Origin of the sequence: Paenibacillus tundrae (genome assembly GCF_036884255.1) — a bacterium.
Taxonomy (GTDB): domain Bacteria; phylum Bacillota; class Bacilli; order Paenibacillales; family Paenibacillaceae; genus Paenibacillus.
Genome location: NZ_CP145605.1, coordinates 3,177,242 through 3,197,445, shown reverse-complemented (window position 1 = coordinate 3,197,445; position 20,204 = coordinate 3,177,242). Strand labels below are relative to the sequence as shown.

At 41.6% G+C, this 20,204-nt stretch carries 25 protein-coding genes; 1 reads left to right on the top strand and 24 read right to left on the bottom strand.

Translation table 11 applies throughout. The features are described 5' to 3' along the window. Positions 1 to 118: 118 nt before the first annotated feature. From gerQ to V6W81_RS14255, 22 genes are all read right to left on the bottom strand, one after another. Positions 119 to 610, bottom strand: a complete 492-nt coding sequence (gerQ, locus tag V6W81_RS14360; RefSeq protein WP_145047679.1) for a spore coat protein GerQ — start codon at positions 608 to 610, stop codon at positions 119 to 121. Between the two features lie 25 nt (positions 611 to 635). After that, a complete protein-coding gene (locus V6W81_RS14355) occupies positions 636 to 1,058 on the bottom strand; it encodes a cell wall hydrolase (protein WP_145047678.1) in 423 nt (140 codons plus the stop codon). A gap of 160 nt (positions 1,059 to 1,218) precedes the next feature. After that, complete coding sequence (locus tag V6W81_RS14350) at positions 1,219 to 2,916, bottom strand: hypothetical protein (RefSeq protein ID WP_338543868.1); 1,698 nt, start codon at positions 2,914 to 2,916, stop codon at positions 1,219 to 1,221. A 204-nt stretch (positions 2,917 to 3,120) separates the two neighbouring features. Continuing rightward, entirely contained in the window at positions 3,121 to 3,870 is a 750-nt protein-coding gene (locus V6W81_RS14345; protein WP_056691527.1) for an SDR family NAD(P)-dependent oxidoreductase, read from the bottom strand. A 189-nt stretch (positions 3,871 to 4,059) separates the two neighbouring features. Next, positions 4,060 to 4,452, bottom strand: coding sequence for a DUF2500 domain-containing protein (locus tag V6W81_RS14340; protein WP_145047675.1), 393 nt, complete (start codon positions 4,450 to 4,452; stop codon positions 4,060 to 4,062). A 452-nt stretch (positions 4,453 to 4,904) separates the two neighbouring features. Further along, the gene (locus tag V6W81_RS14335) at positions 4,905 to 5,321 is read right to left on the bottom strand and encodes a DUF7674 family protein (protein WP_338543867.1); all 417 of its coding nucleotides are present in this window, start codon (positions 5,319 to 5,321) and stop codon (positions 4,905 to 4,907) included. A 14-nt stretch (positions 5,322 to 5,335) separates the two neighbouring features. Beyond that, entirely contained in the window at positions 5,336 to 5,914 is a 579-nt protein-coding gene (locus V6W81_RS14330; RefSeq protein WP_338543866.1) for a cysteine peptidase family C39 domain-containing protein, read from the bottom strand. Between the two features lie 117 nt (positions 5,915 to 6,031). Next, positions 6,032 to 7,189, bottom strand: coding sequence for a bis(5'-nucleosyl)-tetraphosphatase (symmetrical) YqeK (gene yqeK / locus V6W81_RS14325; protein ID WP_338543865.1), 1,158 nt, complete (start codon positions 7,187 to 7,189; stop codon positions 6,032 to 6,034). Positions 7,190 to 7,237: 48 nt separating this feature from the next. After that, positions 7,238 to 7,705 carry an NUDIX domain-containing protein gene (locus V6W81_RS14320; protein WP_145047671.1) on the bottom strand — a complete coding sequence of 156 codons (468 nt, stop codon included), beginning with the start codon at positions 7,703 to 7,705 and terminating at the stop codon, positions 7,238 to 7,240. A gap of 20 nt (positions 7,706 to 7,725) precedes the next feature. Then, positions 7,726 to 8,226 carry a GNAT family N-acetyltransferase gene (locus tag V6W81_RS14315; protein WP_338543864.1) on the bottom strand — a complete coding sequence of 167 codons (501 nt, stop codon included), beginning with the start codon at positions 8,224 to 8,226 and terminating at the stop codon, positions 7,726 to 7,728. A gap of 30 nt (positions 8,227 to 8,256) precedes the next feature. After that, the gene (locus V6W81_RS14310) at positions 8,257 to 8,607 is read right to left on the bottom strand and encodes a class I SAM-dependent methyltransferase (RefSeq protein WP_430701312.1); all 351 of its coding nucleotides are present in this window, start codon (positions 8,605 to 8,607) and stop codon (positions 8,257 to 8,259) included. A 79-nt stretch (positions 8,608 to 8,686) separates the two neighbouring features. Continuing rightward, positions 8,687 to 9,493 carry a class I SAM-dependent methyltransferase gene (locus tag V6W81_RS14305; RefSeq protein ID WP_430701358.1) on the bottom strand — a complete coding sequence of 269 codons (807 nt, stop codon included), beginning with the start codon at positions 9,491 to 9,493 and terminating at the stop codon, positions 8,687 to 8,689. 34 nt (positions 9,494 to 9,527) lie between these two features. Then, positions 9,528 to 10,082, bottom strand: a complete 555-nt coding sequence (locus tag V6W81_RS14300) for a sugar phosphate isomerase/epimerase family protein (protein ID WP_338543861.1) — start codon at positions 10,080 to 10,082, stop codon at positions 9,528 to 9,530. A 112-nt stretch (positions 10,083 to 10,194) separates the two neighbouring features. Beyond that, positions 10,195 to 11,271: a CHAP domain-containing protein gene (locus V6W81_RS14295; protein ID WP_338543860.1), complete on the bottom strand. Its 1,077-nt coding sequence runs from the start codon at positions 11,269 to 11,271 to the stop codon at positions 10,195 to 10,197. Between the two features lie 22 nt (positions 11,272 to 11,293). Further along, on the bottom strand, positions 11,294 to 11,503 hold the full coding sequence (locus V6W81_RS14290; protein ID WP_056691553.1) for a hypothetical protein: 210 nt from the start codon (positions 11,501 to 11,503) through the stop codon (positions 11,294 to 11,296). Positions 11,504 to 11,519: 16 nt separating this feature from the next. Then, positions 11,520 to 11,987, bottom strand: coding sequence for a GNAT family N-acetyltransferase (locus tag V6W81_RS14285; RefSeq protein WP_338543859.1), 468 nt, complete (start codon positions 11,985 to 11,987; stop codon positions 11,520 to 11,522). Between the two features lie 135 nt (positions 11,988 to 12,122). Continuing rightward, positions 12,123 to 12,905 (bottom strand): phosphotransferase family protein, encoded by a 783-nt coding sequence (locus tag V6W81_RS14280; protein WP_338543858.1) that lies wholly within the window; start codon positions 12,903 to 12,905, stop codon positions 12,123 to 12,125. A 53-nt stretch (positions 12,906 to 12,958) separates the two neighbouring features. Next, a complete protein-coding gene (locus tag V6W81_RS14275; protein ID WP_145047663.1) occupies positions 12,959 to 13,195 on the bottom strand; it encodes a hypothetical protein in 237 nt (78 codons plus the stop codon). Positions 13,196 to 13,399: 204 nt separating this feature from the next. Beyond that, a complete protein-coding gene (locus V6W81_RS14270) occupies positions 13,400 to 13,795 on the bottom strand; it encodes a VOC family protein (RefSeq protein ID WP_338543857.1) in 396 nt (131 codons plus the stop codon). Between the two features lie 96 nt (positions 13,796 to 13,891). Then, entirely contained in the window at positions 13,892 to 14,455 is a 564-nt protein-coding gene (locus V6W81_RS14265; RefSeq protein ID WP_338543856.1) for a histidine phosphatase family protein, read from the bottom strand. Positions 14,456 to 14,686: 231 nt separating this feature from the next. Beyond that, positions 14,687 to 14,896 (bottom strand): hypothetical protein, encoded by a 210-nt coding sequence (locus V6W81_RS14260; RefSeq protein ID WP_338543855.1) that lies wholly within the window; start codon positions 14,894 to 14,896, stop codon positions 14,687 to 14,689. A gap of 135 nt (positions 14,897 to 15,031) precedes the next feature. Continuing rightward, positions 15,032 to 16,309: a WD40/YVTN/BNR-like repeat-containing protein gene (locus V6W81_RS14255; protein ID WP_338543854.1), complete on the bottom strand. Its 1,278-nt coding sequence runs from the start codon at positions 16,307 to 16,309 to the stop codon at positions 15,032 to 15,034. 322 nt (positions 16,310 to 16,631) lie between these two features. Between V6W81_RS14255 and V6W81_RS14250 the strand changes: the two genes are divergently transcribed. Next, on the top strand, positions 16,632 to 17,561 hold the full coding sequence (locus tag V6W81_RS14250; RefSeq protein ID WP_056691565.1) for an L-lactate dehydrogenase: 930 nt from the start codon (positions 16,632 to 16,634) through the stop codon (positions 17,559 to 17,561). A gap of 413 nt (positions 17,562 to 17,974) precedes the next feature. Here the strand turns inward: V6W81_RS14250 and V6W81_RS14245 are convergent, their stop codons facing one another. Both V6W81_RS14245 and V6W81_RS14240 read right to left on the bottom strand, forming a co-directional pair. After that, positions 17,975 to 18,916, bottom strand: coding sequence for a tyrosine-type recombinase/integrase (locus tag V6W81_RS14245; RefSeq protein ID WP_338543853.1), 942 nt, complete (start codon positions 18,914 to 18,916; stop codon positions 17,975 to 17,977). Positions 18,917 to 18,952: 36 nt separating this feature from the next. Next, a complete protein-coding gene (locus tag V6W81_RS14240; protein ID WP_338543852.1) occupies positions 18,953 to 20,023 on the bottom strand; it encodes a hypothetical protein in 1,071 nt (356 codons plus the stop codon). Positions 20,024 to 20,204 lie beyond the last annotated feature (181 nt).

Genomic DNA, 20,204 nt, shown 5'->3' with positions numbered 1-20,204 from the left:
TTTCAGACATGTAGTCAATTAAAGGCTGCTTCTGGAATGTAGAATTACGCTACACTCAGAAGCAGCCTATGGAGAACTATGTTCTAGGTATGTTACTTATCGTCCTATAGGTTAAGGACTAACGTCTGCTCGGTGCTTGCGGATAGTTACCAATCACACCTGGATATTGGTACAACAGCGGCTCATCAAATGTTGCATAGTCGAAGTTAACCATCAGCAACATAATACGTCTGCCTGTTTTTGGATCACTAATGATAATATGGTCACGACCTGCTGCTTCAATAATACCTTGGAAGATCCGTGCATTCCATTCTTTGTTTCCTTCATACGTCATATAGAATGTACCGAATTTTCCCAGATTAAGACGCAGGATATTCTCGATGTAAGATTGTTCAAACTGTGGCGCTGTCGTTGTTACAACGGTTCCTGTAGGCGTCATCGGGCTACCACTGGACACGAGCGGAGGAACAGTTGTCGAGCTTGGTGACACCATTCCAGGTGTTGGAGACATAGAAGGTGCACCGTTACCGATTTTGTAAGATGTTCCTTGTACTTGTGAATTCGCTTGTTGACCCAATACCTGTGTTGGTTGATAAGGCTGATTAATCATTGATGATTCCTCCCAAAAATTGTTATTAATAGACACTTGGACAGTCTTCCCCAGTAGGACTAAAGAAACAATGTGCTTTGAAACGGCCGGTATTTTGCTGGTTATACCACGTTGGCGGACAATCACCTACAGGACGGAAAAACCATAGAGAATTGCTGGCTGGCCATATGCGCTCCCCGTTAATCACGCGCTGGGCTAGTCGAATCTCGGATTGTCTGGCTCGCTGGTAAAAGTATCCCTTCTGCGTAGACTCGAATCCGCCGGGGTTCTGGAACACCATGCGATTGATATCCCGGATATCCCGAAAATCCAAGCAATCCACCAGAACTCGGTTTACGCCAACGTTACCGACTAACAGCATGCCTTGCTCGCCGTCGCCCTCAGCCTCTGCTCTCAACAGCCTTGCAAGCAGCTTGACATCTTCTGAGTTGGCTTTGATTACAGCCATGTTCTGCTTCCTCCTCTGCATCAGCTCTTCATCACCGTATATCGTATTGTGCAGGAGCCTATTCGGTGACAAGATCATATCGAATTTTCACAAAAAAAAGCCCGGAACCTCAACACGTGTGAGATTCCAGGAGATCGAATTTCCTATATAACTCGCCTATTTAAGGCTTGGCTTCTACCCAATAATCATAAGCATGTACAATATTACCTTGATAAGCTTGGAAGTCAGACAGAAGGTTAGGTAATAAAGCTAATTGGCGTTCCATCTCTGATGCTCCTGCCTCATAAAAGGAAATATGCTTGCCTTCGAAATTCTCCTTCATTTCGACCGAAATCATTAACGGCTTGCCTAAACGATCAGCGATCTCCATCTCCTGACTAACAACAGCCGCGATGCCGTTGGAGCCTTCGGCTGAATTACGGAATGCCATAAGTGACACATGATCTAATGTGTCAATCATAAATTCACTGACCGAGACGTTCTTGCCTGGCAGTGGAAATGTATCAAGCCAGATAGCCAAATCTGCACTCGTTTCCAAATCGCCATGTCTTTTCGTTTCTTCGTGGAAATAAGCAATATTGGCTGCCCACTCACTTAACAGCGTATCTCGATCTGATTGCCACTCAGGCAAGGTGTAAGGCTCAATGTCGAGATGAATCCCCTTAAACTGTTCATCAGCTTCAACTTCAGCGTTATAATTCGTTACATAATCAATTAATCGTTGAATACGTGGACGATTCTCGGCTTTCCCCCAGATCGGATGACCGCCCATAGCATGAATCTCGATCCCTTGTGCCGCAGCACGCTTCACAAATGATCGGTAGCTAGAGTAGGGCTGCTCCAGGTCAAGGCGGACATACAAGAAGTTAATATTTTTTTCTCTAGCAAATTCGAGAATATGATCCCCGCCATCGTTTGTTACCTGAGAAGCCTCCCAGATGTAAGTTCCACGAATGTCGGGTGGGCTAACTGGATTCTCTGGAGCAGGTTCCGGTGCGGGTTCATCTTCTGGAGATAACTGATTCCAATACACAATGTCATGTACTGCTGCTCCAGCATAAGACGTGTGGTCACGAAACGAAGTTGCTACTTCATTCATTACGGCTTCAAGCTCGGCTGTTCCTTTATCTGCAAATGTGGTGAACTCTTCACCAGGCATTGGTTTGGTGTTCACCCCAACAGTTACAGATACGCCTTGGACATCTGCTTCCTTCATATCCTTTTCAATCAAGCGAATAATACCGTTATTGCCTTGTGCAGTATCACGGTATACAAGCAAAGTAATATGATCAAACCGCTCAATGAACCAGTGCGATAACGTTTCGTTATCCGCATCTTCGGTCGTTCTTTTCCCTGCTACCGTATAAGAATTGAGCCAAAAAGGTAAATCCACATTCACCTGAATATTTCCATTCTGTTCTACCTGTTTCTGTAACAAGGTCATATTATTCATCCAAGATTGCACTAACGCTGACGCATTCGTATTCCACGCTGGTAGAACATAAGGCTTAACATCGAGATGAATCGCGTCAAACCTTTCTGCTGCTTCCACCGTTAGATTATACTCACTCACCCATGAAGCCAAACGAAGCATAGGATCCTCACGACCTTCGATTGCCCAAGAAGGGTCACCTCCGAGCGCTTCCACAGCAATGCCCGCCTCAGTCGCTTTGGCAATAAATTCACGATATATCTCGGTTGAAAGGTTCATATTCACATTTACATAGAGTCTGTTAATCTTATGTTTAGCTGCATTCGCAAGCAGCTCATCTCCTCCGTCACGGATCGAATTCGTCTGCCACACCCAGGCAGCTCTAACATCAGGGCTAGCCTCAGCAGTCGATTCAAAGCCAGTCATTATGATCCCTCCAATCAGCAATAAGAGCCATAGTAGCCTCCGGGATGATTTCCCGAACATAAACTCCCTCCATTCGTAGATTGTTATAAAATCACATTCATTATAGCAACCGAGTTATTAAAATCAAATAAGCCCAAGTGCTTAACTTGGGCTTAAGTGTGCTATATCGTGACGTGGACGTACCCGATTGAATAAATCCCGGTTTTAGTCCTCATATATCATTTTTCGAGTCATACCTCCGTCAATAATCAGGTTGGTCCCTGTGACAAAGGTATTGCTCGGATCCGACAAATATAAACATGCGCGGGAGATATCCGAAGGAATGCCCACACGTCCAGCAGGATGCTGCTCATGATCCGCTTTTTTCAATTCATCAACGTTTCCTGTTTCAATCCACCCTGGACTGATACAATTGACCCGAATATGATCTTTACCAAGTGAGACTGCCATAGCATGTGTAAGAGCAACGATAGCTCCTTTGGATGCTGCATAAGCTTCCGTCTCGGGCTCAGACATCGATGCTCTTGTCGATGCCATATTGATGATGGCACCTCCATGTTCGTTATTCTTCATATGCTTCGCCGCTTCACGGCTAGCAAGAAAGGTGCTTCTTACATTGGTATTAAGCACATCGTCCCATTCATCTACCGTGAGTTCGTAAGGAGATTTCCATCTAGCGACGCCTGCATTATTAATCAATATATTAATTTGATCGTATTCCTCAAGCGTTGTGTTGATCAGATTCGTAATTTCTTCCTCTTTCCGGACATCACACTGAACAAAGATGGCTTCGCCGCCTTCATTGCGTATGGAAGCCGCCGCTGCTGCGCCCTCTGCTTCCTGGTAGTCCGCCAATACCACTTTTGCGCCTGCAACGGCGTAAGCCTCAGCCACACTCCGACCAATCCCCTGAGCAGCTCCTGTCACAACGACGACTTGATCTGTGAATGACATAACTATTCCTCCTCTGTAATCTATGAATTAGGATGATCCTTATCTGACAAACATATGTCGAATGAAGGCATCAGTGATTTGGAAAAGAATCTCTCTTATATATAAAAACACGTTTACCCTGTTAAGAAACGCTTGTCCACCAAAAAGACATTAAAAAAGCTTACGCCGTGATGGCGCAAGCCAGTCGAGTTATCCGTGCACACGCTCTGTATACCGTCGATTGTTGCGCTCAAAGCCTACATAACGTGTGCCCTTGAAGGAAAGACGCCCTTCATCCCCCTCCGAGCATAGACCGTACTCTTCTCCCCTCACTTTGAACTCGAGACGATCCCCACTCTCCACTTCAAAGGTGACGTAATATAATGTACGGGCTGAACTGCCAGATTCAGCGTGCGACTGACTAACCTGCATTCTCCTGCCTGTAATTCGTGAAGGGACTGTAAGTAAGGGTTCGGTATTATTACGTCCCCATCTCCACACTTCTTTACCCACGGATAACAATACGATACCTATAATCAGGACAAACACAATTGGAAAGACCGTTCCAAACAAATCAAACATCCATGATGATTCAATGCCCATGTCTCTCCCTCCGTTCATATACATTGACCTAGGAAAGCCGAAGTCTTGACCTGTTTCAGTAATGTATATGCGGCCAGGCATAAAACTTGTTCATTGGATTAAATATTTGATCAACAAAACTGAAAGAACCGAAAAATGAACATAAGCGTTCATCTTTCGGTGAGGTTAACTTATAACTGGAATATCAGCAATATGAACTTGAATAGGGGTTTGGTAAGATTTAATATGATAAGCCGCACGTTCTGAAACCCTTGGTTTGAAGCACAATGTCCCGTTTTTTAGCGTTACTGAAGCGATCTTGATGTACCTCATATATGTTTCCGGCATAGGGAGGAAGAGGCTTGTTACGTGTTGGCTCCTCAAACAGTCTTATATCAAGGATTGACTTCTCTTTCATACGTTCACCTCTAGTTGTTGTGTGATGTGTTTGTTTTTTACTTTTTGAATAGCTTCTAATTCTTAACGGGTCCACCAAGGTAGTCACTTTTGCCTTCCCAAAAATTAATTAAGTGCGTCCACCATTCAAGTGACACTGTTCCTAGATACGTCTCAAATGCTGCCAGGGTTAACTTCTCATCGCGTAGAATATGATTCTGAATATCCTCCAAAAGACCTACGGATGCTAACGCTCTAACCTCATGGTTTCCTTCAGTATGTAGAAGTTCAATCGTTTCGAATAGCTTATCAAATTCATCGGTTTGTTTGTTCTTATACAGAGCAACAATATGTTCAGCCAAATCAGACATTTCTACATATAGCAGCCTTTCTTCGCCTTCTTCGTAATTTTCTTTCATATAATTCTCTGATCTTTCCTTATAAGAAGGGCAACTATCAATTAACAGGTTCATAACCATATCTAGTACAATCATTTACTTCTCCTTCTCTACTTGGGCTTAACGACGATATACGAATTTTGGCAAAAAGGAAGCCACGTTCTCCATAAGCCATCCAGCTCACGAATTGCAATTTTCCTATTATAATGCGCTTCGTTACAGTTAATGGTATGACTTAATGAATCCACTAAATAAAAATGCGTTTCATCATAACCTACAACTGGAACAAAATGCAGATATCGTTGCTTCGGGTTTACTCGGATGAACATAATCACAGGGTTACCTTGACTTATTTGCTTCTTCAGCGTGTTAATATCTCCCCGAAGGTAGGACGCATCATACCCTAATCTTTTGAAAAAGACAATGATCCCCTTAGGACTAATGGTTCCATCCAACAATTTTCTTGGATACTTCTCATATAATTTCTGACCATCGGCTTCGACTCCAAAGTGTCGCAGAACAAAAGCACTAGAAAATGCTGCACATTCATAATGGTCTTGCATAGGCATCTCGTTGTTAGATTCGATAAAATAAGCGTTCGGCACGGCCTGAGTATGAATCTGATCTTTCCTCGGAAACTTATAATAATACCAAATCACGACAAGTACAATGATGAGTCCAAGTGACATCGGTGTAGCTCCTTATAAGTACGATTTATGCCTAACAAAATCTCTGGATATAGCACTCAAATTGATGTTCTTTTTAAAAGGATTCTCCAGTGTGTTCGATTCATCTTGTTACGAAATTCATCTTGTCATCTTCTTAAAGTCTTTTTTAATCAAAGCATAGATGACGTTATCTACAAACCGGTTCTTCCAGTAGTAATTATCCTTCAATAAACCCTCTGCTTGGAAGCCTGCCTTCTCAAGCACCCTTCTTGAGCCTGCATTCTCAGGTTCAACAAAGGCTTCAATTCGGTTTAATTCAAGCGTAGTAAACCCATATTCAATGATCTTCCCTAAGACCTCTGTCATTACCCCTTGGCGCCAGAATTGTGGCGTGAGCTCATACCCGACTGCAGCTTTATGATGATTCTCTGCCCAACCGTGAAACCCACATGTCCCCACCACTCGGTTGTCAGACTTCAGAGCGATCCCCCAGCGAATAGCCTGTTTGTTCTCGAACCTCTGATGCCAGGTTTGAATGAGTTGCTCTGCTTGTTCAATATTCGCAAAGCTCTCCACGTCGTAGTATTTCGTAACCTCATCCAGCGAAAAGGTCTGAAATATATCTTTCGCATCGTCATGTGTGATCTGTCTTAGGATAAATCGTTCTGTTTCTAATTCAGGAAACGTAGACATAAGCTCTAATCGCGCTTGAATTAGCCATGGATGTATCAATTTTAGCTTGGAACGATTCTCCCATACCTGATTCAGATATATCAGAATGCCTTCATTTAATTTCATTTCATCTACTTTGTATCTAGCATCAAGTAAGTATTGATGATCCCCTGGAAGCTCCCAAGAAATTTTGTCTGAAATGAAGAGAACCTTGTCCATAAGAGATGCTTTTGCTTTCAAAGTTGTATGACATTCGATTGCATCTAATATCTCTTGATCGGTGATGTTGAAGATTTCCCTCGCCATAGCTTTGGACAGTTTCTGATGCACGATGCGACCATAGGTGTACTCTTCATCCATAATTTCAATAGATAGTTTCTTCGCTAAATCCAACATTCCAGTAACAGGAACAACATTGCTAATATCGTGAAGTAAAGCAGCCTGTTCCGCTTTTGCAGGATCAGCTCCATAAAGTATAGCGACACGTTTGGCTTCTGAAGCAACCGAGAGTATATGTGACAGAGTTTCATCATCTTCATGCGCTGCAAAAAAGGCTTCGATGTCTTTCTTGAGATCACCTGAAAATTGTATATCCTTTAGGTATGTTTGGAGCGCTTCATTCATATAGAGAACCCCTTTACTATGATCTTGGCTATTTCTCTTATCCTTTTATCATGTTCTTAAAAGGCTAGTAGTATCATCTTTTTTCAGATCAATAAAAATAGGTCTTTGTACAATATTAATGTCGTCTAGGACAATGTCTTTAATGCTCTTAAACATAAGCTGTAAGGATTCATTTTGTGGATCTCTATATGTGAGATTAATGCCATCCTCAGCGAGTTTGCCGTCTAAGTCAGCTTCTACGTTAAACAAGAACATCACAAATACAACTTTATTACCGTCAGGATATGTATACTTCATTCGTTCTCCGGTATATATCGCATGTAAATGATATTGCTTAACCGTAAGCCCCGTTTCTTCGTTTACTTCTCTAATCATGGTCTCTTCAATGGTCTCACCGGCTTCCATTCCGCCACCAGGCAATCCCCAATCACCATAATCTGATCGTCTCTGTAATAGTATTCTTCCACAAGAGTCTTTAATAATGGCTCCACCTGTAACTATAATATTTCTACTCATCGTTTCAGTCCTATTCATGGTTAGGATATGTGCAATACGTACTTCACTTGCGTTTTATTTTGTCCTTGGATCATTTCAGTCTTTTCTGCAACTACTACAAAGCCTCTCTTCTCATAGAAGGATCTGCCTACCTGATTGTCTTTGCCTACCCATGCAAATAATTGATGAATAGGTTGTAAAATTTGAATGTACTCTTGAATAAAACCATTACCAATGCCCATTTTGTGAAACTCAGATTTTACATAAATTCGTAACAATTCAAACTCCGCTTCAGACACTTGTCTGGTTTGAGCGTAACCAACAGGTTTCTCATTACATTCTGCAATTAAGAAACTTCGCTTCGCACTCTGAAGATCTCTCTCAATAGATAAACGTAAATTTTCACTAGAATACGCTCTACTGACAAAATCACGAATGTACTCCTCAGTGTAGATCTCACCATAAGTATACGTCCATGTCTCGTGCGCTATGGATTGAATGTAAGGGATATCCTCATTTGCAGCAAACCTGATTTTAACCATGCTGCTACCCCTCTCCCCAAACTATGAATTTCAGGAACACTCAAACACATGAAAAGAAGTGCCTTCCCCATAGCCATCCTTCACTTCATGAAGTTGAATATGTTGAAAACCGTTGGATTTGAGGAGTTGCTCAAACTCTTCGATCTTATGAAAAAAGACCTGAGGTATTAAGTTTAATGCATTGCCTTTTTCCCTACACACCTTAAGCATATCCTCTGAAATATCAAATCCCTCAATGTTAATACCACGTTGCATAAAAGGAATCAGCATTCTCCCATTTCCACACATGGGTTCAAGTACACGAATATCTTCTCGATCAGCAAAAGAAAGGTAGAAATCAAGCTCTTTGCCTTCTGCAATCGATTTATCCACTTCATACATTCTAGTGCACAGTTCTCCGTAATAACTCATTTTCTAACTTGCTCCTTTGCATAAGGTATACATCTAACATACCTATCTTTCATAGTTTTCTGGCCTTGATTACAAAGGTGACTGGAATCATCGTTGCTCTTTTTGCGAGATTATTGTCTTCAGCGTGCTGTTGAAGGATTTCTTGATCCGTTTCTTCGATCATTTGCTCAATGACAAACCCTGCTGTAGCGAGCGCATTGATGTAAGTGGAAAGCGTGCGATCAGATAAGGTTAATTCGCCTTGAACATCATCGGGATTGACCAAATACCAGGATTCATCATGATAGGGCTTGTTCAATACGAATCTATCATTTTCATGAACTATACATCTATGTAAAGGGTGAGACCAACTAAAAATGAATACTCCGTCTTTTCTTAAATACGAAGCAATTCTCTTGAAGGTACCTTCAAGGTCGGTTGTCCAGCCTATTGCATAGATCGAATAAACGATGTCGAAATAGTCGATAGGTACGCCACATTCTTCTTCCATCGGAGAACAGATTAATGTTGCTGAAAGACCACATGCTGTTAGATGCTGCTCCGCCTTTTCAATTTGATTCTTAGAAATATCCATTCCCCATAGCTCAGCCGCTTGGCGCTCTCCGTGATACTGCAACGATTGGCCATTGCCACAGCCTATTTCTAACAGCTTTTTGCCAGAGACATCTCCGAATAGCTGATGTTTTTCTTCCGATACAAATGCTCCATATAGCGGAAGTACGATTGCTTTTAAAAAGTCATTTGCTTGGGTATCCCAATATAAAGTGTTCGTTTGGTGTACACTCTGCTTATTCAACCTATTGTCCCCCCGTTTTTCTTGAAAAGAATGCTCATCTGACCGTACTTTTTCATACATATGACGCTTTAAGATTTGCTTCATTTCTTTATTTTTACGAATTAGATAATCGCAATTCTTCAAGCTGTTTCGCTTTCACAAAGGCTTTCTCCAAAAATGCTCTAATGGACAACTCTTCATAGTCCCAGTTCATAGGCTCTAATGCAGTTGCACCTGTATAACCTGTATCTGCAATTTGATTCATGGTTGTAGACCAATCAATGGATCCATCGAAAGGCAGCCCATGTTGCTCCCAACTTCCATTGTCATCATGTAAATGTACTGCCATTAGTCTAGAACCATACATAGATAACAAATCTTTGCTAGGATAATAGCGATAGTGGTGTCCACAGTCATAACAGAAGCCGATCCGCTTGGAATCCACTTGATCCAGTACCTGCGACAAATTAGTAAAGTTTCTTAAATTCTCAAACGCCACATTTACATTAAATTGCTCCGCTTGTTCTGTTATTCTCTTAACTCTCTCTACTCCCAATGTATTGTACGGATGATCTTCACTCGGAAGATGTACAACCATTGTTGGAATCTCATACGCGTTGCAGTCCACGATACACTGTAAGTAACTATTGGTAACGCTTTCGCCATTCAAATTATCAGTCCAAAGATCATGTTCATTATGGATTGGCGCTAACCAAACCAATCATAGATCGTTACCATACATCTCTTCCTCTCTTCGATTGAATTGTTGCTGTTAATTTTAATTAAAGTATAGGATCGTATATGCCATTAAAACTGTAAAGATATTCATTGTCGATTCGAATATAACCTAGAATACAATGACTTCTGCTCCTCCTCACTATGTCAGAGCAGTTCTCGTTATCCTTGTTCCCCTCGGCGACTAGTATAGTGTCATCGTCAAGTTCAAGCACAATCCCTACATGATCATGCGAGTCGTCAGATAACAGTTTCTCATATATAACGATATCCCCACGTTTAGGTTTGAAGTTATGATCTTGATCACGGTGAAAAAAACCTGTTTCTGGTAGTTGTGACCATTCCAACATTGCACCAACTCCAGCTAAACGGTATTTTCCACTGGGGTAACGGATAGGTAGAACAATCCCAGCTAACATACAGCAATGATATACAAACGCCGCACACCAATTGCCTTGTAAAACTTTATGTATATCTTGATCGGGCCAATACTGACAAATTTCGTGATAGCGTTGATCCCCCGAGATGCCAACAATAACTTGTCCTGCTAACTCTTCCGCTATATTGGCTAACTCTTGACGTTTATCAATGATATTGCAGTGAATACAGCTATCCGTAGTAGTCATCTCATCTACATCTATATGATTGATTGAAATGGATAGTTCATTAAGCGTATTTACAAGCCTTGGTGCAGAGGACGGCGATACAGGTTGGTCAATATGTTGGACATACTGATGAACGATAACAGCATCTTTGATGATTTCATCATAAGGGTCATGAACCTGCATGAGGTGATCTTGGTAGAATATCGCTCGTAGAATGCGGCGCTGCTCTTCCTTAGAGAAGATCTGCAAGTCTCTTAATATAGGTCTTACAGTCTCAGCACTATTCACGCCAGGGTAATGAGCAATTCTCGTTTTGTAATAATAAAATTGGTGGAGCAAGCCTACGATTGCACTAATCTCAGGCTCTAGTCCTCTCTTTAGTGCAAGAATCGACGCATATGACGACACCCCATAAAGGTGTACCGAAGCTTGATGTCGTTGAACAGGACTATCCATATTAAATATCATTTCATTCACAAGTGTACGGATGTGATCCATCCGTGATGTTACGATCTCCATAAATCATCCCATCCTATTTACTCTACTGTAACGGCATAAATGCTACTTTCCATATGTTGTTCTCATCTTTAATCATTTGAAAAAATGATTTTGCTCCTGCCTCTTTCTCATATTCTATATACCCTTCGTGTTCACCTTGCTCGTAAAATTCACCTTGTTCGATATTTCTGAAATTAGCTGTAATCTGTTCTTTATTACCTTGATCCTTTTCGGGGATCTGTTGATCTTCCAATCTCGACCAAGCCACATTAGCTCAGTAATTTTTTCATATCTATCCTGCTGTACGTCTTGTCGTAGCTAGTACCATCTTCGTTGAAATAAATAGCGTCTTTGGAGTACGGTGCTGAAATAGCATGATATCCGTGATGAGTAATAAGTTTAATCATTTTGGGATTTTCAATAGGATCAACACTCACGTACATTTCTGTACAACCTCGCTGCTTCGCAAGACATTCTCTATACGTTATCAACGCTGATCCTATGCCGTTCCCGCGATACGTCTCTTTAACATATAGATCACTTAATTTCGGAGCCGATTCGCCTCTTAATTTTAGAACACCGAATCCTAATATGATATGATCTGTTGCAGCAACGACTAGTATTGCCTCTTGTTTCTCTTGCTGTGTAAAATATCTCGTGAAAAGCCCTTTATTGTTCCGAATAGAGCAAAGTCCATCCATATCGTTCACATTAGCATTCCTTACGATGTATTGCATGTAGACACTCCTTACATTTCCATTCCTGCTTATTTAATTATATTGACATCCTATGCGCAAAATGGGGTTATTTGCAATTCCGAAACGACACTTATCCTAAGTTATCTACCATGAATTCTTCCCGTAAATAGTATATTAGAAGAAGTTATATAGACCGTCTTCAAAGTAGTCATACTCTTCATCCGTTAATCTCAGCTTGCCATATGCGTGATAAAATACTTCCTTATCTCTCTCATCTTCGAAAGCGTTATGTTTCGGTCTAATCGCTAATGCAACATCATATCTAGGATCGCCGTAGGCAGCGCCTGACCAGTCAATTACACCGACAATACTACCATCATGAACTAACACATTGTCTATCGTAAAATCACCATGAATTAACGTATTGGTTATTGGTGCTGGCCTTATTTCTTGAATCCGTTGAAGAAGCGCTTCTGTACCGTCAACTACAAAATTCTGTAGATTATAATTAGCTTTTAATAACATGCGATCTAACCAAGTCGTATCCCTCTTCATATATACCGTAGGACATGGGCTTTCATGAATCTGCTTGAGACAACGCGCAAAGTTACCTATCGCCCTTTCTTTATCTTTAGGATCAGGTTCTTTAGCTAGATATTCTCTGAGCGTTATCCCCTCTATGTGATCCATTAGTAGCCATTTCGTTTGATTCTGCATATGTATTGAATACGCTTTCGGGATAGGTAACCCTAACAGGCGGAGATGTTGAAGTGCTTCATACTCTTCAGACAACCACTCATTGTAAAGGAGACTCTCTGTTTTTTTGACGATGTATTTCTTATCTGGGGTATGCAAAATAACTACGATTGAAGTATGTCCTTGCTTATGAGGAAAGGTAATGTTCTTAATTTCACCAACCTGCTGAATGATCTCTATCGGAATCTCTTGAATATTCATCCTTCCACCCTTTCGATAAAATTCCTCTGGTTTGCTCAGTCAACATGTTAATTTCAGTACTCCCCGTTGTACTCAACAAAGCTAGTTTGTTTGAAAAGTCTAATATGATACGGAGTGCATACCTCCTTGAACGTTGGACTTAGATCCTCAATGATACTAAGTGCTGCATCTACATAATCCTCCGAAACGAACACTTCTTCATCTAGGAATCCGCTTAACAACGCTGAATCCCCTTTATTTTTCAAGCAAAGAAAGCCGTACCCAGGATCAACAATGACCAAATTCATCATGTCATGCTCATCCTGTTCTTTATTTTTGTCGTAGAATCTGACAGTAAAGTCATCACCTTTATGATAAATCTCTACATCGCAGGAAAAATTCTTGTAGCTGAACCTCATGGTTTCATCAGCTCCCCTTCTTCAATCCTAGAGTTCCTTTGTCTTAACGGATTGCTTATCTACTTCTGCACAACTTAATTCCGGAAATGTAATCGCTCAATAAATCAGTTCACAGTCATTGTGCTCCCAGACATCGAATACATTACCGTCTAGATCTTCTAGAACAAAGAATTTACCATATTGACCTTCATCACTAATACTTCCCACATTCACACCTTCTGAGATCAAATATCTATGTAAAGATGCTATATCATTGGTAAAAAAGGTGATGACCCATCTCTTCTTGTTATTTATTTCAAATACAGCTCTTGTTTCATTATCACTCTGTATGAGATCCAGAATTGGCCTATTATCTCTGAACAAACTTAAGTAACCTTCTCTCCGATTTCTAATGTTGAATCCAAAATGTCGAACAAACCATTCCGCTGATCTCTCCAGGTTAGATACAGGTACTACATTGTATGCGATCCCCAATATTCTCCCATGTTCCACGATTGAATCCCTCCATGATCGTTTAAGCTTTCAGAGTTATTTATACAAGCCTTTTTAGTATTCGTTCCTTAAATCTTTAATTAGTTCTCCAATTTACTATAGGGTCATCTTGTAAACTCCTGCTTCTCCCAGAAAATCTGATCTTGTCAGTCCGGCTTCTCCAAAAAGTATTCGATAATTAATTATGGTTCCATCATGAGATATGATGTAATATCTTTTATCGTTCTTTTCCATCCAGCTTAATAATTGTTTCCCAAACTGTTCAAATAAATTTTCATCCATTCTATTAATCCCTTCATTCCAGCAGTCTAAATCGAAATCGAGAAAGGTTAATTTGTTATATTGACTACGAATATCTTGCTTCGAATATATATAATCGCACTTCAAAAATGGAAATTCTAAGTTTTGTGGAAACATTCTCGGGCCAATTAGAGGTGTAACAATGATATTGTGATTACCAGCTAACATTAGAGCGGTTTCAATCGTCCTTTTGGTCGGACTTACAAGGATTACGTCATCCGAATCAAAACTTAATTCATTTCGTAGTTTACTTACCTGCATCTCACCTAATTCCGTAAGTCCTGGATGGATCTTATTTAGTTGATTAGGATAGTCATTAAGATGTTCCCCATGCCCATGACGAATAAATATGAGCTCCATTGCAGTTCAGCCTCCCCTCCCAAATGCAATTACCTGTAATCCATTACTCTCTCTATGACAATTTAAACGTTCAGTATCTACATGATAACGCATACCGTTTTATTTGCGAAGTACACAGAAGGATAAAATAACCTTTCCCACCAAAAAAAGAAACGCCCTCATAAGGAGCGTTCCGGTTGAAATTTGTGATCTAGACTGAATGTTTGATTGTTATTCCAAGCTTACTGTTGCCTAGGCGTACATCATGTCCATAAATCCACGAGTTACGTCTGCACCCTCAGCGGGTTCTGGCTGGTCTGTCTGTGCGTTATTTGCCATACAAGCTTTCACGGCTTCTTCGGTTGTGCAACGATTGGCATCATCACAAGTGTAGCATAAGTGAAGCATGTATCTGGTTAATTCGTCCGCCTGCGTGAATTGAGTTTGTTCGTTTGTTCTCATCTTCATCACTCCCATCTCTTCTTGAATTCAATATACCATCCTTTGAACATTTATTTTGTGATTTATTTCACAAAGTATCTAAAAAGAAAAGAAACCCATAGGTTTCCTTCTTGCAATATGCGTTATACCTGGTGATTATAGTACCTTCCAGCGAACGCCACCATCTTCTGTTTGCAACAATAAGGATCGTTTGGTATCCGTATTCTCCACCAGCACCCACCCCAACTTCGTTGATACCATCTGCATCTTCACGATCTCCGGATAGTCTTCCTGAATCTGATCGAATACTTTACTTCTCGGAAGTGCGCTCCAGGTCTTCCCTCCATCTTCTGTATGGTAGGTTATACCTTCATGTATCGTCCATCCATCGTTAGCGTTAAGAAACGTAGGTGCAAGGTTACGATTCAGACCTGTCTGCTTATTGAGAGAGAACGTAGACAAGCTCCAGCTCTTTCCACCGTCGTCTGTGAAAAATCCATTGAACTTGGTACGATCTCCCGTCGAACAGGACAATGGCATCCAAGCTCCTTTGGCTTCTCGTCCGAAAAATTGGGGCGAGTTGATGCCAAAGTTGCCACATCCACTGAATTTATCACGATCGAAGAACGAAGCACCCACCTTCCAATCTTCTCCACCATTCGTCGTAACGTATAACTTCGGTGTCCCAAAATCAAGGGCAGTCAAGAATCCATGATTCGCATCCGAAAACGTTAATCCTGTTGTATATCCACGTGTAGGAATCTCTCCTAATCCAGTCTGTTCGTCATTATCACTCTCAGACATCGGTCTCCAGGTAGTTCCGCCATCCTCGGTAACATACAACTTTTTGTCCTGTTTACCAATTGAGGTATCTACCGTAGTGAGAATCCATCCTTTTTCCGGAGAAACAAAAGAAATTGCCGTTACCTTATCCGTCTTAGATAACGAGGATAAGCTCCAGCTTGCCCCACCGTTGTTGGTACGAAGCACAATAGTATCCGTTCCACCCATGCCTTCACGAACGATCCATCCGTGTGTACGGTCTACAAAATATATACTTTGGCCGTACTGTGGATTGGCTGGAAATTGCACATTCTCTGAAGGAGAAATATTCGTCCAGGTGACTCCTTCATCCTGCGTATAATACAATCGTAGTGCATTTCTTGTTACTCCCCATGCCAAACCACCATTCGAATTCAGGAGCTGAAAATCGGTCAAGCGAGTCTGAATTTGATACTTGGCCATCTCAGCCGCTTCTGTACTGTTAACTGGGGGAACAACGGTTAGGGTTTGTCCGGTATTTCCCGTCTCATCCGTTTCCTGAGGTGGCTGTGCCACCGGTGCTACTTCTGAATCAGTGCAGGCTGCGAGTATTGCTGCTAAGCCTATGGTCAGCAATACTGTCTGCACGATCCTAATCCAATGCAAACGCAAGTGGTTTCACCTCTCTTTATCCCACAAGCAGGCGTGCATGCCTATCTATTCGGGTCTTTTTACGATTCATCACCATTCCACTTTACCCATTTTACCACAGATCTTGTCGAAAAGGCTCCTACGTGTTATATGACGTTAGACCCTATGTTAACTGAATGAAATCCATTATCTGATTTTGATGTGCTCCGTACCACGAGTTATTTCGACGAAATATTTCTAAAAAAGACATCTCGTGTGAAAAAGTTTATAGACATCCCTCGCTTTTCCGGAAGATATCCCTTAATATGGATGGAAGTACACCCAAAAAGGAGAGGATATAAACATGGCAAATAGTACGAACCTTAAACCGAGTCGTGTCGTTATTGTAGGCATGGGTGCGGTAGGAACAACAACGGGATACACGCTGATGTTAAGACAGCGCTCATCCGAGTTGGTATTTGTGGATGTGAATCATGACAAAGCTACAGGCGAGATGCTCGATATGAACCACGGTCTTCCTTTTACCGGGGGCGTAAAAGTATGGGCTGGCGATTATTCGGATTGCAAAGATGCTGACATTATTATCATAACAGCGGGCGCATCCCAGAAGCCTGGCGAGACACGCATCGATCTGCTGAAGAAAAATGCAAGCATTTTCAAAGAGATTATTGAGAAGATTACAGCCGTTAATTCTCATGGTATTTTGTTGATTGCTACTAATCCTGTAGATATCCTCTCCTACACGTCATGGAAACAAAGCGGCTGGCCTGCGTCCCGTGTTATTGGATCAGGAACATTGCTGGATAGTGCACGGTTCCGTTACCTGATTGGTAAGAATAAAGGCATTGATCCGCGCAGCATTCACGCCCATATTATCGGGGAGCATGGGGATTCCGAAGTACCTGTTTGGAGTCTTGCCAACGTTGCAGGAACAAATCTAGAGCTGGATGAAGAAACACAAGAGGATATCTTTGATCGCACCAAGAATGCTGCCTATGAGATTATTAATGCCAAAGGTGCCACTTCTTATGCAATCGCGCTAGCACTTGATCGTATCGTTGCAGCAATCCTCGGAAATGAAGGCTCTGTCCTGAATGTATCTACGTTGCTTGAAGATTACAATGGCGTATCTGATGTCTATCTTGGTGTTCCGTGTGTCGTAGATCGTCACGGTGTACGCGAGATCCTACCACTGCCATTGAACGAAAAAGAAAAAATCGCCTTCCAGGCTTCCGCAAACAAATTAAAAGAACAAATTGCAGGTTTGGAATAGTAGCCTGAAGGCATCATATCCCCTTATTTAATTAAGCTGTTAAATCATCATTATTATCTAATACAACCATCTGGATCTACTTTTCAGTGAGATCTGGATGGTTTTTTACTGCTTTTTTATAATGAGATAGAAATAGAAATGTATAAATTAGATCTTCTAATAATAATATTTAAATATTTAACACTTTAATGTATCTATGGTATATTGAGTAATTACCCATTTTAGTTTACATAATATTAATTACGTAAATAAAATATTCCCCCTTATGATATTAATATATCTAACTATACTAATTCTAACTTTTTTATAAAAAACTGATCTCATTATAATTTTCATTTTCATTTAAATGCACATTAACCTCCCTCCCTTAAACAAGAAAAAAACCGCATCTCCTTCGATCTGCGGCTTCTTCCTTATTCATGAATCGATTGAGCGTTAAAGGTCGGTATTTTTATATCTAGCAGCGCCATTGCTTCCTCTTTCTCCCGATTGGTGACATGCGTGTAGACGGTTGTAGTTTGGATAGATGAGTGACCAAGCAGCTCTTGAACGGTTCGTAAATCCGCCCCTCGGCGTAACATCATCGTAGCAAATGAGTGCCGCAGCTTGTGACTAGAATAGTTCTGTCGCTGCGTGGACGGCGATTGTTCTTGGAATCGTTCAAAGGTTTCGGTGGAGATGAGCTGAATGCTGCGAATAGACAGTCGTTTACCCTTTTGCGAAACAAACAGTGCTTCTTCCTTTGAACGCCATGGAGCTAAACGTTTCTCTAAAGCTTGGGACAATAGATCCGCAACCATCTCAGGAACAGGCAATGTGCGCCACTTCCGGCCTTTCCCGAAGACATCCAACGTACGCCTGTCAGCATTATAATCCTTGCAGTTAAGGGCGTGGACCTCTCCAACCCGCAGTCCCATATACCCCATCAGCAGGAAAATAGCCAAATTCCGTGTTCGATACTTCCCCTCAACCGATTGCAGAAAACGTTCCAACCCACTCTCATCGAGGAAAACGGGCGCACGATTCTTCTCGGTTTTGGACTTCTTGATTCCGAAGGCAGGATTCGCTGTTACTAGCTCTAATTCAATTAGTGATTTATAAAAGCAATGGATTGCAGCATGTTTTCGATTTCTTGTCGCATCACTTACTCCTCGTTCTCGGGCTTGGGACAAGTAAGATAACACATGCAGTTTTTTGACCTGATCTACCGGTTTGCCTTTAATTGAAACGAGAAATTCAGCCACATCACCAGTATAGGATTTCACGGTATAACCTGTGTAGCCGGCATCCTTCATCCATATATGAAAAGCCTCAAGCTCCTCTGCATATTGCTCCCTGATTTCTTCAGATATCATCTATGTTTGTCACCACAATTCTATTGGTAATGTTCGTCAGTCAACAATAACGATATTTATCAACGGTTCGACGATCTCTGGGAGACCCTCGCTACGCGTAATTACAAAAGACGGTAGTGGATTCTCGTGTAGCCCGTTTACAGACTCACAATTTTGCACAACCAATGCCATACGTAGTGTTTCTCCCGAACCAGCAACTTGAATTTGCGGCCACTGTTTCTTCGTGCAAGCCGGCCAGTTCGTAAGCTCATTGGCAGGAATAATGCTTAACTGTGTTGTTTCAGCAGCAATACGGTAAATTCCCGTGCATACAGGTTCTTCTCCCAGCTTGTCCACCGACAACTTAGCCTGTGCAGTCGCATCGGGAGCTGCATAGATGGAATAACACCATGGAGAAATTCCCCATGCAGTGGCCATCAGGCCTTCATTTAACAGCTGAGCAGACAGATCACCCTCGTTAAAACGTTCAACTAAATTGTGATCCCCGGCTCCAAGTAACTCGTCTACACGCGCAACCATGCGTGGTAGATCTGCAAGTATAAAGCCCGCACTGCCATAGGAGTCAAATACATGATGGTCTCTCGTCCATACTGGTGCTGATGCAAGTTGCTCTTGCGTAGGTTGCGCTGGGAATAGTGCGATAACGACCGTCACCACCTGAGCATATCTGACCATAGCCATCTGTTCTGGCTCCAATGGAACTTCTGCAATGCGAGGCGTTTTCCTATGAATCGATATACGAAGCTCATACTCTCCTTCAGCAAAATCTGACCATCCGAAGTCTACACTATAGTCTATACCTTCAATAGAACCTATGGAAAGCTTCGTGTCGGGATTTAAGTTTACTGTATATTGTACGAAGCTCAGTTCTTGACCATATATAATAGAAGCATCTTGTCTTACGATAGGAGCATCAAGCTGCTGAGCAACAACCGAGACTTTGCGTCCGTCCTTCAAGCAACGTTGTGGATCAATATCAAGTTCTATATGCTCAACTTCGGTTTTCTGTGTGATGATCAACTTCGCCTCTGCAAGTACAGCAGAATCTGTTAAAGCAAACCCGAAATTCGGATTCATATCCTGGTTCGTATGTAAATATGTATTCATGATACATCCCCTCTCCTCTGTCTGATGGCATGTCACAACCCCAAATATATGTCATATTGGATGAACCCGCAACCCCGGTTCAACGATATGAGTCTACATGCACCTAAATACATACCCTTTATACGGGTCTTAGGAACCGTTAATTTTACTAGAATTATTAAAAATAAATGCAGATGATTCA